The organism is Sphingomonas bacterium (genome assembly GCF_903644135.1).
Classification (GTDB): domain Bacteria; phylum Pseudomonadota; class Alphaproteobacteria; order Sphingomonadales; family Sphingomonadaceae; genus Sphingomonas.
In genome coordinates this window covers 1-11,963 of record NZ_CAHJXA010000048.1, presented here as the reverse complement: position 1 = coordinate 11,963, position 11,963 = coordinate 1, and the positions used below count along the sequence as shown (strand labels likewise).

The 11,963-nt window shown below is 69.3% G+C and carries 15 protein-coding genes; 7 read left to right on the top strand and 8 right to left on the bottom strand.

Annotation, left to right across the window (positions count from 1 at the left end; genetic code table 11):
* The first annotated feature begins 204 nt into the window (after nucleotides 1–204).
* The 4 genes from fdxA to HUU96_RS04385 all read left to right on the top strand — a co-directional run bounded on the left by fdxA (nucleotide 205) and on the right by HUU96_RS04385 (nucleotide 2,807).
* Complete coding sequence (fdxA, locus tag HUU96_RS04400) at nucleotides 205–546, top strand: ferredoxin FdxA (RefSeq protein ID WP_174291642.1); 342 nt, start codon at nucleotides 205–207, stop codon at nucleotides 544–546.
* A 180-nt stretch (nucleotides 547–726) separates the two neighbouring features.
* Nucleotides 727–1,260, top strand: a complete 534-nt coding sequence (locus HUU96_RS04395; protein ID WP_174291641.1) for a CarD family transcriptional regulator — start codon at nucleotides 727–729, stop codon at nucleotides 1,258–1,260.
* 87 nt (nucleotides 1,261–1,347) lie between these two features.
* Nucleotides 1,348–2,085, top strand: a complete 738-nt coding sequence (locus tag HUU96_RS04390; RefSeq protein ID WP_174291640.1) for a head GIN domain-containing protein — start codon at nucleotides 1,348–1,350, stop codon at nucleotides 2,083–2,085.
* Nucleotides 2,085–2,807, top strand: coding sequence for a GIN domain-containing protein (locus tag HUU96_RS04385; RefSeq protein ID WP_174291639.1), 723 nt, complete (start codon nucleotides 2,085–2,087; stop codon nucleotides 2,805–2,807). Before HUU96_RS04390 ends, HUU96_RS04385 begins: the two co-directional genes overlap by 1 nt.
* A 32-nt stretch (nucleotides 2,808–2,839) precedes the next feature.
* On the opposite strand, the gene HUU96_RS04380 is transcribed toward HUU96_RS04385, so the two are convergent.
* A complete protein-coding gene (locus HUU96_RS04380; RefSeq protein WP_174291638.1) occupies nucleotides 2,840–3,244 on the bottom strand; it encodes a DUF1489 family protein in 405 nt (134 codons plus the stop codon).
* A gap of 31 nt (nucleotides 3,245–3,275) precedes the next feature.
* Nucleotides 3,276–4,679, bottom strand: a complete 1,404-nt coding sequence (gene mgtE / locus HUU96_RS04375; RefSeq protein WP_174291637.1) for a magnesium transporter — start codon at nucleotides 4,677–4,679, stop codon at nucleotides 3,276–3,278.
* 102 nt (nucleotides 4,680–4,781) lie between these two features.
* Here mgtE and HUU96_RS04370 point away from each other — a divergent pair, with 102 nt between their 5' ends.
* On the top strand, nucleotides 4,782–5,240 hold the full coding sequence (locus HUU96_RS04370; protein ID WP_174291636.1) for a peptidylprolyl isomerase: 459 nt from the start codon (nucleotides 4,782–4,784) through the stop codon (nucleotides 5,238–5,240).
* Nucleotides 5,241–5,428: 188 nt separating this feature from the next.
* On the opposite strand, the gene HUU96_RS04365 is transcribed toward HUU96_RS04370, so the two are convergent.
* Complete coding sequence (locus HUU96_RS04365) at nucleotides 5,429–6,313, bottom strand: LysR substrate-binding domain-containing protein (RefSeq protein WP_174291635.1); 885 nt, start codon at nucleotides 6,311–6,313, stop codon at nucleotides 5,429–5,431.
* A 283-nt stretch (nucleotides 6,314–6,596) separates the two neighbouring features.
* On the opposite strand from HUU96_RS04365, the gene HUU96_RS04360 reads away from it, so the two are divergent.
* Nucleotides 6,597–7,208: a class I SAM-dependent methyltransferase gene (locus HUU96_RS04360; protein ID WP_174291634.1), complete on the top strand. Its 612-nt coding sequence runs from the start codon at nucleotides 6,597–6,599 to the stop codon at nucleotides 7,206–7,208.
* A 121-nt stretch (nucleotides 7,209–7,329) separates the two neighbouring features.
* On the opposite strand, the gene HUU96_RS04355 is transcribed toward HUU96_RS04360, so the two are convergent.
* Complete coding sequence (locus tag HUU96_RS04355; protein ID WP_174291633.1) at nucleotides 7,330–8,496, bottom strand: phospholipase D-like domain-containing protein; 1,167 nt, start codon at nucleotides 8,494–8,496, stop codon at nucleotides 7,330–7,332.
* A 117-nt stretch (nucleotides 8,497–8,613) separates the two neighbouring features.
* On the opposite strand from HUU96_RS04355, the gene rpoZ reads away from it, so the two are divergent.
* Nucleotides 8,614–8,958, top strand: a complete 345-nt coding sequence (rpoZ, locus tag HUU96_RS04350) for a DNA-directed RNA polymerase subunit omega (RefSeq protein WP_174291632.1) — start codon at nucleotides 8,614–8,616, stop codon at nucleotides 8,956–8,958.
* Nucleotides 8,959–9,141: 183 nt separating this feature from the next.
* On the opposite strand, the gene HUU96_RS04345 is transcribed toward rpoZ, so the two are convergent.
* The 4 genes from HUU96_RS04345 to HUU96_RS04330 form a co-directional block, all read right to left on the bottom strand.
* Nucleotides 9,142–9,813 carry an RlmE family RNA methyltransferase gene (locus tag HUU96_RS04345; protein WP_174291631.1) on the bottom strand — a complete coding sequence of 224 codons (672 nt, stop codon included), beginning with the start codon at nucleotides 9,811–9,813 and terminating at the stop codon, nucleotides 9,142–9,144.
* Nucleotides 9,810–10,844, bottom strand: a complete 1,035-nt coding sequence (locus HUU96_RS04340; RefSeq protein WP_174291630.1) for a Ppx/GppA phosphatase family protein — start codon at nucleotides 10,842–10,844, stop codon at nucleotides 9,810–9,812. The genes HUU96_RS04345 and HUU96_RS04340 overlap by 4 nt, the downstream gene beginning before the upstream one ends.
* A 113-nt stretch (nucleotides 10,845–10,957) precedes the next feature.
* On the bottom strand, nucleotides 10,958–11,473 hold the full coding sequence (locus HUU96_RS04335; protein WP_174291629.1) for a hypothetical protein: 516 nt from the start codon (nucleotides 11,471–11,473) through the stop codon (nucleotides 10,958–10,960).
* Nucleotides 11,473–11,963, bottom strand: a 491-nt coding sequence (locus HUU96_RS04330; protein WP_174291628.1) for a hypothetical protein, incomplete at its 5' end; no start/stop codon positions are given. The genes HUU96_RS04335 and HUU96_RS04330, both read right to left, overlap by 1 nt.

Sequence of the window (11,963 nt, the reverse complement as noted above, 5' to 3'; positions counted from 1 at the left end):
GCGGGTGCGCGCGTTGCGCGTCGAGGCGCTGCCCCACCGCCGCGGCCCCGCGCCCGAGGCGCAGGCGTGCTACATCGACCTCGCCCTCGGCAACGCGGCGCCCGCCGGTGAGAATGGCTCGCAGCATGTCCCTCTCGATTGACGCCAGCGCCGCCGCGGCATAGCAGCCGCCACCACACCGACGCCCGCTCCGGGGAGAGTTTCATGACCTACGTCGTCACCGACGCCTGCATCCGCTGCAAATACATGGACTGCGTCGAGGTATGCCCGGTGGATTGCTTCTACGAGGGCGAGAACATGCTCGTCATCAATCCCAGCGAGTGCATCGACTGCGGCGTGTGCGAGCCCGAATGCCCGGCCGAGGCGATCCTGCCCGACACCGAGAGCGGCCTGGAACAGTGGATGGAGCTCAACGCCACCTTCTCCGCGCAATGGCCCAACGTCACCCGCAAGGGCGACCAGACCCCGGCCGACGCCGACGCGCACAAGGGCGAGGCGGGCAAGTTCGACAAGTTCTTCTCGGCCGAACCCGGCGTGGGGGACTAGCACGCGCCTGAGCCGCGGTGGAACGCTGCACCGCTGGCAATATTGTTGCGTCCGTGTTATACACAACCGTGACGGGCGCATGTCGGTGCCCGGCTGAAAGACTAACCTCCTAGTCTTGCGCTTGGGTCGCGCGGCGTGTGAGCCGCGGATCGCGCGAGGCGTCGATCCGAAAGGCTCTCCATGGCTGTCAAGGCGCTGTCCTTCGACGTTGGCGATTATGTTGTCTATCCCAAGCACGGCGTCGGCCGCGTGGTCGAACTGCTGAAGCAGGAAATCGCCGGGATGCAGCTCGAACTCTATGTGCTGCGCTTCGAGAAAGAGCGGATGACGTTGCGCGTGCCGACCAACAAGGCCGAGTCGGTCGGGATGCGCAAGCTGTCGAGCGACAAGACCATGCGCGAGGCGATGGAGTGCCTGAAGGGCAAGCCCAAGGTCAAGCGCACCATGTGGTCGCGCCGCGCGCAGGAATATGAGGCCAAGATCAATTCGGGCGACTTGGTGTCGATCGCCGAGGTGGTCCGCGACCTGTTCCGCGCCGACGACCAGCCGGAGCAGAGCTATTCGGAGCGGCAGATCTTCGAAGGCGCGTGCAGCCGGCTAGCGCGCGAGCTGGCGGCGATGGAGCAAATCGACGAACCCGCCGCGCAGGTGAAGATCCTCGAAATCCTGCGCGCCGCCGCCGCGATCTACAACAAGGACAAGCCGGCCGCGTAGGTCAGGCAACCGTCTGACCGGCACAGCTTTCGATTGCACGCTCGATCTCCCCGTGTATTATGCAACCAATACAGGGGAGATGATCCGATGCGCCTGACGACCTTGCTTGCCGCCACGCTTCTCACCGCCGCCCTCTCCGGCTGTTCGGCGCAGTGGAACGGCCGCGACGACGGTACCCCCGGCATCGCCGCGAGCGGCAGCGGCGGCGAGCGGCACTATCCGGTGACGGGCTTCAGCAAGGTGGCCCTGGGCGCAGCGGGCGATGTCGAGGTGCGGACCGGCCAGAGCTTCGGCCTGACCGTCACCGGCGATGCGCGCACGCTCGATACCGTCAAGGTGACGCAGGACGACGGCACGCTGGAGCTTGGCCGCAACAACGGCGTGCATTGGGACGGCCGGGCGAGGATCCGCTGGCTGGTGACCATGCCGCGCATCGACGAGGCGAGCATCGGCGGTTCGGGATCGATCGGGATCGACAAGGTCGAGGGCGGCAGCTTCCAGGGCGATATCGGCGGCTCGGGCAAGATCGACGTCGCCGGGATGAAGGTCGACAAGGCAGGCTTCAGCATCGGCGGCTCGGGCACCATCACCGCAGCCGGGACCGCCAAGGCGCTCGACCTATCGATCGGCGGCTCGGGCAAGCTGCACGCGACGCCGCTCGCCGCCGAGACCGCGGCGGTGTCGATCGCGGGAGCAGGCACGGTCGAGGCGACGGTCAAGACCCATGCCGACGTCACCATCCTCGGCTCGGGCGACGTGACGATCGCCGGCGGCGCGAAATGCTCGGTCACCAAGATGGGCGGCGGCACCGTCCGCTGCGGCTGATGCCGCGCCTGCCGAGCCGCCTGCTCGCCGCCGTGCTGGTCCCGCTCGGCCTTGCGTGGACGGTTGCCGCGGCGGCGGCGGAACGCAGCGTCTATCTCGGCAGCTTCGACAAGGTGCGCGTCCAGGGTCCGTTCGACGTCAGGATCGCCACCGGCCAGGCACCGGCGGCGCTGCTGTCGGGCGATCGCGCGGTGATCGACTCGATCGACCTGCGGGTCGACGGCTCCACCCTGATCATCCGCGCCGCGATCGGCAGCTGGCAGGAGCGGCCCCGCGTCGCCGCTACCGCGCCGGTGACGATCACGCTGGCGACGCCGACCCTCTCCACCGCCAGCGTAGTCGGGGCCGGCAAGCTCGCCATCGATCGCATGAAGGCGGCGCGCATCGACCTGTCGGTGACCGGAGCGGGGTCGGTCGGCGTCGGCGAGGCAAGCGCCGACGCGGCGAACGCCACCATCATCGGCACCGGCGCGATCACGGTCGGCGGCCGTGCCGGCACGGCGCGGCTGATGACCAACGGTTCCGGCACGATCGACGCTGCCGCGCTTGAGGTCGGCGAGCTGGTCGTGCGGCTCGACGGTCCCGGAGCGACCAGGGCGCAGGCCCGCTACACCGCCTCGGTGGTCAACACCGGGCTCGGGCAGGTCACGATCGGCGGCCAGCCCAAATGCACCGTCAAGGCCGATGCCGGCGGCCCGGTCAGTTGCGGGACCGGGCGTTAGGTTTTAGCCGCTGACGCGGCTACGGTGCCGCCTCAAATCAACGCCAGCTCCGCCAGCCGCCCGACCAGCTGCGGCGGCAGCGCGGCAGGCCCCGTCGCGTCGCTGCCGAGGTCAACAGGCGCATCGGCCGCCTCCAGATAGCGCCAGCCCTGATGCGCGCGCTTGGGCCGCGCCGAGACCAGCACCAGCACCGGGTCGAGATGGATCGCCACCCGGCCGGCCTCCGCCTCACCGAAGCCGGTGATCGCCGACCGCGCGACCAGCTGATGCTTGAGGATCCAGTAGAGCGACCCCTGCCCCGCCACTTCCTCATGCCGCTTGGGCAGGTAGCGCGTCGTCAGGAACAGCGGCCCCGCCTCGGCGCGCGCCAGCAGCCGCTCGGCAAGATGCTCGACGCTGGTGGTGGCGAACGCGACCTTGGTGAGATGCAGCGGCACGCGGCTCAAATGGGCGGCGCGGCCCGGCGGATCAACCGCCGAGATGCAACAGCGCGGCAAGTCCCAGGAACGAGAAGAAGCCGAGGCAGTCGGTCATCATCGTCACGAATACCGCCGACGACACCGCCGGATCGACGCCGGCGCGCTCCAGCCCGAGCGGGATCAGCACACCCGACAGGCCGGCGACGAGATTGTTGATCAGGATCGCCAGCCCGAATACGATCCCCAGCGGCACATTGTGGTAGAACAGCACGGTACCCGCCCCGATCAGCACGCCGAGCAGCAGGCCGTTGGCGAGCGCGATGCGGAACTCGCGCAGGATCATCCACAGCGTGTTCGAACTGGTCAGCTGGTTGGTCGCCAGCGCGCGCACGACCACCGCCAGCGTCTGGGTCCCGGCATTGCCGCCCATCCCCGAGACGATCCCCATCAGCGCCGCGAGCAGCGCGAACCTGGCGATCTCGCCCTCGAACAGGCCGACGACCCCGGCCGCGACCATCGCCGTGCCCAGGTTGATGACCAGCCACAGCACCCGAGTGCGCACGGTGAGCGCGATCGGCTCGTTGATGTCGCCCTCGCCCGCGCCCGACAGGCGCAGCACGTCCTCGCCCGCCTCCTGCTGGATGATGTGGACGACGTCGTCGACGGTGACCATGCCGACCAGCCGCCCGGCCGCATCGACCACTGCGGCGGAGATCAGCGCGTATTTCTGGAAGCGAAGCGCGACCTCCTCCTGGTCCATGTCGACCGGGATCAGCGTCTGCTCGCGCTGCATGACGTCGGCGACGGCGACGTTGCGCGGGGTGCGCAGGATCCAGGACAGCGCCACGGTGCCGACCGGCTTGTGAGCGGGATCGACGACGAAGATTTCCCAGAAGTCGGTCGTCAGCTCCTCATGGCCGCGCAGATAGTCGATCGCGTCGCCGACCGTCCAATGCTCGGGCACCGCGATCAGCTCGCGCTGCATCAGCCGGCCGGCGGACTCCTCGGGATAGGACAGCGCCTCCTCGATCGCGGCGCGATCGTCGGGCTCCATCGCGCGCAGCACCTCGCGCTGCTCGGCGGGCTCCATGTCCTCGATGATCGCGACGGCGTCGTCGGTATCGAGTTCGGCGGCGAGGTCGGCGACCTGGTAGGGTTCGAGCGCGTCGATCAGGTCCTCGCGGACGTAATCGTTCATCTCGGCGAAGACGTCGGCGTCGAGCAGGTCGGCGACCGCCTTGGCCAGCCGGCCGCGATCCTCATGCGGGGTCAGCTCGAACAGGTCGGCGAGGTCGGCGGGGTGGAGCGGCTCGACCAGCGCGCGCGCCCGCTCGTCGTCGCGGGCATCGACCGCGTCGAGCACGCGCCGCACGAACGAGGGCCGCAGCCGATCGTCGCGGTCGAGCTGTGCGTCGGCCGGCGGGTCGCCGACGAGGGCCTCGATCTCGCTCATCTCGCCTCCGTCCTGCGCATCGGCGCTCTATCGCGGCCGGTCGGGATTTGCCAGCGGCGCTTGGGTTCACTACCGCGCCCGGCAACACGAAAGGACGCAACCATGGCCGACACTCCCGAGACGCTGACGATAACGCTGGATAGCGGCGATGTGACCATCCGCCTGCGCGGCGACCTCGCCCCCGGGCACGTCGCCCGCATCGCCGAACTGGCCGGCGAGGGCTTCTACGACGGCGTTCCGTTCCACCGCGTCATTCCCGGCTTCATGGCGCAGGGCGGCGACGGCGGCCGCGGCGACGGCACCGGCGGATCGACCAAGCCCAACCTCAAGCAGGAGTTCAGCAAGGAACCGCACGTGCGCGGCACCTGCTCGATGGCGCGGACCAACGACCCCAATTCCGCCAACAGCCAGTTCTTCATCTGCTTCGACGACGCGCGCTTCCTCGACGGGCAATATACCGTCTGGGGCGAGGTGACCGGCGGCATGGAGCTGATCGACGCGCTGCCCAAGGGTGAGCCGCCGCGCGCGCCGGGCAAGATCGTCAAGGCGGTGGCAAGCTAATAGCAAAGCTGTTTGCTGTCGCGGCCACCGCCACGGCCGGCGTCGCCTCAGCGACGACCGACGGCGTGGCTTTGCCACGCTGCGTTCCGACCTTCCTGACAGCGGCGATCGGCGTGGCAAAGCCACGCCGTCGGCCGCGGCGGTGTCGCGCCGGCCGGGGTGCTGGCCGCGACGCGGAATAGCTTTCGCTATTCCACTGCCAGCACCCGGATCAGCCAGTCGTGGAACAGCTTCACCGGCTTCTGCTGGAGCGCGCGCGGGCGGCAGGCGAACCAATAGCTGTACGGGCTCTCCGCCTCGATATCGAACAGCCGCACCAGCCGCGGGTCGCCGGCGTCGACGAAGTGGCTCTCGTGCATGAAGGCGATGCCGAGGCCCTGTGCCGCCGCCTCCAGCATCAGCGCGCCCGAATCGAACAGGTCGACCGCGGCAGGCTCGATCTCGCCGAGCCCCGCGGCGGTGCGCCAGGCGGCAAAGGTGTCGGGCATGTCGCGGTGGACCAGCGCGGTCTGGGACGCCATCTGCTCGGGCCGGACGATCGGATCGGCCCCGTCCAGCAGCGAGCGCCGGCCGATCACATAGACCTGGTTGCGATCGAGTCGCTTGGCGTAGAGCGTCGGGTCGATATCGCGCGCCAGCACGATCGCCGCATCCAGGCCGTCGCCCAGCCGGGCGGTGCCATGGCCGCCGGTGTCGATATCGAGGTGCAGCTCGGGATGCGCGGCGCGCAGTTCGCCGAGTCGCGGGAACAGGCGCTGCGACGCGAACAGCGGCAGGATGCCGAGCCGTAGCCGCAGCACGTCGGTGCTGCTGGTCATCGCCTCGACCGCATCCGAGAGCGCGTCCAGCACCGGAGCCAGCCCCGCCAGCAGCCGTTCGCCGTCACCGTTCAGCACCATCGCCTGGTGGCGGCGGGCGAACAGCGGCTTGGCGATGAAGCGCTCCAGCGCCTGCACCCGGCGGCTCAGCGCCGGCGGCGACAGCGCCAGCTCCTCGGCGGCGGCCTTGACCGAACCAAGCCGCGCCACTTGAACAAAAGCCTCGATCGCGCCCAGCGGGGGCAGCCTGCGCATCATTGTCTCCCGATGCCGGTCGCTAACATGCGTCATGCAATCACATGAATGCATTAAACGCAATCAAAGTAGGTCTTTTCGCACTTGCAACATAAATCCGTGCGCCGCAAAAGGATCACGCCTTTCAGGCATCCTCTCCTAAAAACTTTCACGGGTCGGCCTTTGGGTCGGCCCTTTTTTTCGTCTGCGGATATCGCATAACCGAAGCGCTTGAAACTCGTCGCCGAACTTGCGACGGGAGTGTTTCCACCAACCGGCCACCATCAACCGGGACGCTCTGCTCATGCCCAGCTCGACCACCGCCGTCCGGCGTGCCGCCCGTTCGGCGGGGATACCCAGCCCCTGGGGCATGTTCCTGCAGGGATTCTTCAAGCATCCGGTGATGGTCGGCTCGATCGTGCCCTCGTCGGACAAGCTGATCCGCAAGATGTTGGAGCCCGTCGACTGGGCGACGTGCAAGCTGTTCGTCGAATATGGCCCTGGTGTCGGCACCTTCTGCCGGCCGATCCTGGAGCGGATGGCTCCCGACGCGATGCTGATCGCGATCGACACCAATCCGGACTTCATCCGCTATCTCGACCACACGATCAGCGACCCGCGCTTCGTCGCGGTCAACGGCTCGGCCGCCGATGTCGAGCGGATCGTTGCCGACCACGGCCATGACAAGGCGGATTACCTGCTGTCGGGGCTGCCCTTCTCGACCCTGCCGCCCGGCGTCGGCCCGGCGATCGCGGCGGCGACCCACCGGGTGATGCGGCCGGGCGGAGCGTTCCTGGTCTACCAGTTCAGCCCCAAGGTGAAGGACTTCCTGGTCCCGCACTGGAGCCGTATCGACCACGACATGGAATGGTGGAACGTGCCGCCGGCGCAGCTGTATTGGGCCTGGAAGGACTGACGGTTCGAGGTGCGTCGGGCTAAGCCGACGGCACCGCTGCGCAGCGCGCACGAACCGGCACGGCCGGCGGGTCGGCCTGCCGAACCCGTCCGACGACGGCTTCGCCATCGTCCCTCCTCCCCTAGTTCAACCCCCGAGACACGCTCGGATCGACCACCGCCAGCATGACATAGGCGAAGAACTGGCGAAGCCGCTGCCACACGCCGGCATGGTCGCGGTACCAGTCGCGATCGACCGGGCATGAGCGGGCGATCTCGCCATCGACATAGGCGTGGACATGTGCGGCGAACGCCTCGTCCTCGATCCGCAGCATCAGCTCCAGGTTGATGAACAAGCTGCGCATGTCGAAATTGGCCGAGCCGACATGGACGATGCGGTCGATCAGGTAGAGCTTGGTGTGCAGCTTGCTCGGCCGGTATTCCCAGATCTTGACGCCCTTGCGCAGCAGCCCCGCATAGGTGAAGCGCGCTGCCTCCACCGCATTCTGGTGGTCCGACAGCGACGCGGTGACGATCCGCACGTCGCCGCCGCGCTTGCCGGCCTTGTCGAGCCGGCGCAGGATGGTCGGGCTGGGGCTGAAATAGCCGGCGATCAGGCTGATGTCGCGGCCGGTGCGCATGTCGGCGCGCACCGTTCGCGCCCAGGGCGATAGCCGCCGGGTCGGACCGCCGATCAGCCAGCGTAGCGCGCCGTGATGCTCGCTCCACTTGGCGAGTGCGCGGTTGAGGCGGCGCAGGCTGGGGTCGTCGCCATGCACCCAGCGGTGGAGCGCGTCGAAATAGCCCGCCATCCGCGCCGCCGCCGGCCCCTCGACCAGCAGCCCCAGGTCGCGCCAGACCAGTTCGGGCGTGGGCGCGATGCCGAGATAGTCGTCCTCGATGTTGAAGCCGCCGACGATGATCCTGGCACCCTCCTCCTCGGCATCGGCGAGCAGCAGCTTCTGGTGGTTGCGCAGCAGGTAGCGCCGTCCCCAGCGCGGCGAGAACAGGCAGACATTGACGCCGCCGCCGCGCAGCGCCTCGAAGAAGGACTTGTCCGCGCGCAGTTCGGCCCCGAAACCGTCGACGATCAGCGACACCTCGACGCCGCGCGACGCCGCCGCGATCAGCGCCTGGTTCACGCGGCGGCCGGTGTCGTCGTCGGCGTAGATGTAATAGACCGCCCGCAGCGAGTGCCGGGCGTTCTCGATCGTTGCCAGCACGGTGTCGAGTCGCCGCCGGCCGGTGTCGAGCAGCGTCAGCCGATTGCCGTCGACGGTGAAGGTCGGCTGCGGCGACGGCGTGTCCATCGGCGATGTCTGGCGTCCCGGGGCAAGCGCCGCAAGCCGTTTTCCTTGACCTTGACCAGGGGCTGGTCTAGCGCACGCAGCTTATCCCATCGGTGGTGCAAGCGAAGGAAAGCGTCCATGGCACGCGTGACGGTCGAGGATTGCGTCGACAAGATTCCCAACCGGTTCGACTTGGTGCTGTTCGCTGCGCAGCGCGCGCGGCAGATCTCGGGTGGGGCGGACCTGACGATCGACCGCGACCGCGACAAGAACCCGGTGGTGGCGCTGCGCGAGATCGCCGACGAGACGGTGCGGCCGGCGCATCTGGAGGAGTCGGTGATCGCCGGGTTGCAGCGCGTCCAGATCGACGACGAGGACGAGGTCGACGCGGTCGGCAGCCTGTCGGCGACCGCCGAGGCGCTGCGGCTCACTGCGGCGGCACCGCCGAGGAACCAGAATCTGGGCGGGGATTATGACGGCTGACGCAGCGGATTAGCTCAGGCTAATCCGCGCCTCGGCGTCAGCCACGGCCAGCGTCGCGTAGCGACGACTGACGACGCGGCTTTGCCGCGGCTCCCTCGATCTTCTCCTCCGCCACTCGCCGCGGCAAAGCCGCGTCGTCAGACGGGCTGCGCCCGCTGGCCGGCCAACCGGCCGAGACGGCAATCAGCCATCGGCTGATTTCCTGCCGGTTGCTACCACATACCACTCGCTCGACCCCTTGCGGCTGGCCGGCGGCTTGGCGTGCTTCACCTGCGCGAAATTGCGCTTCAACTCCGCCACCAGATCGTTGTCCGCCCCTCCCGCCAGCACCTTGGCGACGAACGCGCCGCCCGGGCGCAGCACCTCGACCGCGAACGCGACCGCGGCCTCGACCAGGCCCATGGTGCGCAGATGGTCGGTCTGGGGGTGGCCCACCGTGTTGGCCGCCATGTCGGACAGGACGAGGTCGGCCGGCCCGCCCAGCGCCTCGCGCAACGCCGCCGGCGCGCTGTCGTCCATGAAGTCGAGCAGCAGGATCGCGACCCCGTCGATCGGATCGACCGGGAGCAGGTCGATCCCGACCACGATGCTGGCGGGCAGGCGCTGGCGCACCACCTGACTCCACCCGCCCGGCGCGATGCCAAGATCGACGATCCGCCGCGCGCCCTTGAGCAATCCGAACCGCTCGTCCAGCTCGATCAGCTTGTAGGCGGCGCGGCTGCGATAGCCCTCCGCCTTGGCCCGGCGCACATAAGGATCGTCGAGCTGGCGCTGGAGCCAGCGGGTCGAGCCGGCGCTGCGGCGCTTGGCGGTCTTGACCCGCTCGCGCGTGCCGGGGGGAAGCCCGCGGGTCACGCGCCGCTCTCCATCAGCCGGCGCAGGATGCCCTCGCGGATACCGCGGTCGGCGATGCCCAGCCGCTCGGCGGGCCACAGGTCCATGATCGTCTCCAGGATGGCGCAGCCGGCGACAACCAGGTCGGCGCGCTCGCTGCCGATACACGGCAGCGTCGCGCGCTCGGCCACCGACATGCGCGACAGGTCGCCGCTGATCCGCCGCATCGCCGCGGCGGGGACGATCAGGCCGTCGACCGCCGACCGGTCATAGTGCGACAGGCCGAGATGAACGCTGCCCAGCGTCGTCACCGTGCCGCTGGTGCCGAGCAGCCGCAGTCCCGCGAGCCCGCGCGGCAGGCGCGGGGCGAAGCCGGCGATGCTGTCGGCAACGACCTCGCGCATCCGCGCATAGGCGGCGAGCCGCCCCGCCTGGTCCTCGCCGCCGCCCGCGGTCTCGGTCAGCGACACCACTCCCCATGGCGCGGAATGCCAGTCGAGCACGGTCGGCAGCGGCGTCGCGGTGTCGACCAGCACCATCTCGGTCGAGCCGCCGCCGATGTCGAACACCAAGGCGGGGCCCTCGCCGGGCTCGATCAGCGCGTGGCAGCCTAGCACCGCCAGCCGCGCCTCCTCCTCGGCGGTGATGATGTCGAGGTGGATGCCGGTCTCCGCCAGCGCGCGGGCGATGAATTCGGGGCCGTTGACGGCACGCCGGCACGCCTCGGTCGCCACCGAACGCGCGAGCGTGACGTTGCGGCGCTTGAGCTTGTCGGCGCAGACCTTGAGCGCCGCCAGCGTGCGGTCGACCGCCGCGTCCGACAGCCGCCCGCTCGCCGCCAGCCCCTCGCCCAGCCGGACGATACGGGAAAAGGCATCGACCACCGCGAACCCCTGCCCCTGCGGCCGCGCGATCAGCAGCCGGCAGTTATTGGTGCCAAGATCGAGCGCGGCATAATGGCGCGCGTGCGAACCGGCCCCGCGCACGGGACCGGCACCGACCGGGCGAGGGCGCTGCCCCCGCGACGGCATCATGGCGGGTTCGTCGCCCATGCCGTTTACTGCTCGCTATCGCGTTCTACCGTCGCGGTCGCACACGACCGCCGGCATTTGCCAAGCAGCCTAGCCTCGCGCCTGCGCCATCACAAGCGGCCGAGCAGCGGAGCCTACCGGACCATGATCCGGTAGCGCAGGCGAAAGCCGCTGCCGACCACCTGGCTGCCGGTCAGGCGCACCCGGATCGCCTTGACGTTGGGGTCGCAGCCATCGGCATCGGCGACGGGAACATAGCTCCAGGTGACGCCGTCGGAGGAGAAATCGACGCTGTCGCTGGTGCTGGCCAGCGAGGTATATTGATAGCTCAGGCCGCTGGCGAGCAGCCCAAGCAGGCCGCCATCGGCGAACTCGACCGGGCCGCTACCCGCCGCGCCCAGGTCGACGACGCGCAGCTTGACGGTGGCGGACACGGTGTCGACCACGGAGACGCCGCCGATCGACGCAATACCGTTGGTGAGCGGGCTCGCCACCTGGATCGCCTCGTCTAGCGTCGCGCGCGGCAGCGCCTTGGGATTGGCGGTGCTGACCCCGTCGGCGATGACGCTGACCGTCTTGGTCACGGTCAGGCTGGCGGCGGCGAGCGGTGTCGGCAGCGCCAGTCCCAGCAGGAGCAACAGACGCCGCATCATCGTCCCCCCAAGGCGCGCGCTGCCATGCCGACTGAGCGCGCGTCGAACTTCAGCCGGACGGTCAGATAGGGCCCCGCCCGCGTGTAGCGGTCGCCGGCGAGGTCGCGGTCGCGATAGCCGGCGACGTTGTAGCCGAGCGTCATCCACAGGTCGCCGGCCGGCGACAGCCCCAGCGACGGCCCGCCGCTCCACGCCCAGCGCCGGTCGCTCCAGCCATGCTGCACCGACGCCGCCGCGCCGATGTCGAGATGCGGGCCGAGCCCCTGGCGCAGCGAAAAGCCGGTCGCGTCGATCAGGCCGGCGACCGACTCGTCGCTGTAGCGGCCGCGGACATATTTGACGCCATAATAGACGCTGGCCTCGATGGCGTGGCCGCGACCGTCCAGGGCGGTGCGATAGTCGATCGCGACATTGTCGATCAGCCGGGTGGTCAGCTGGTCGGTGCCGTTGAGGACGATGCTGGTGCCCAATGTCGCGCCGCCGCTGG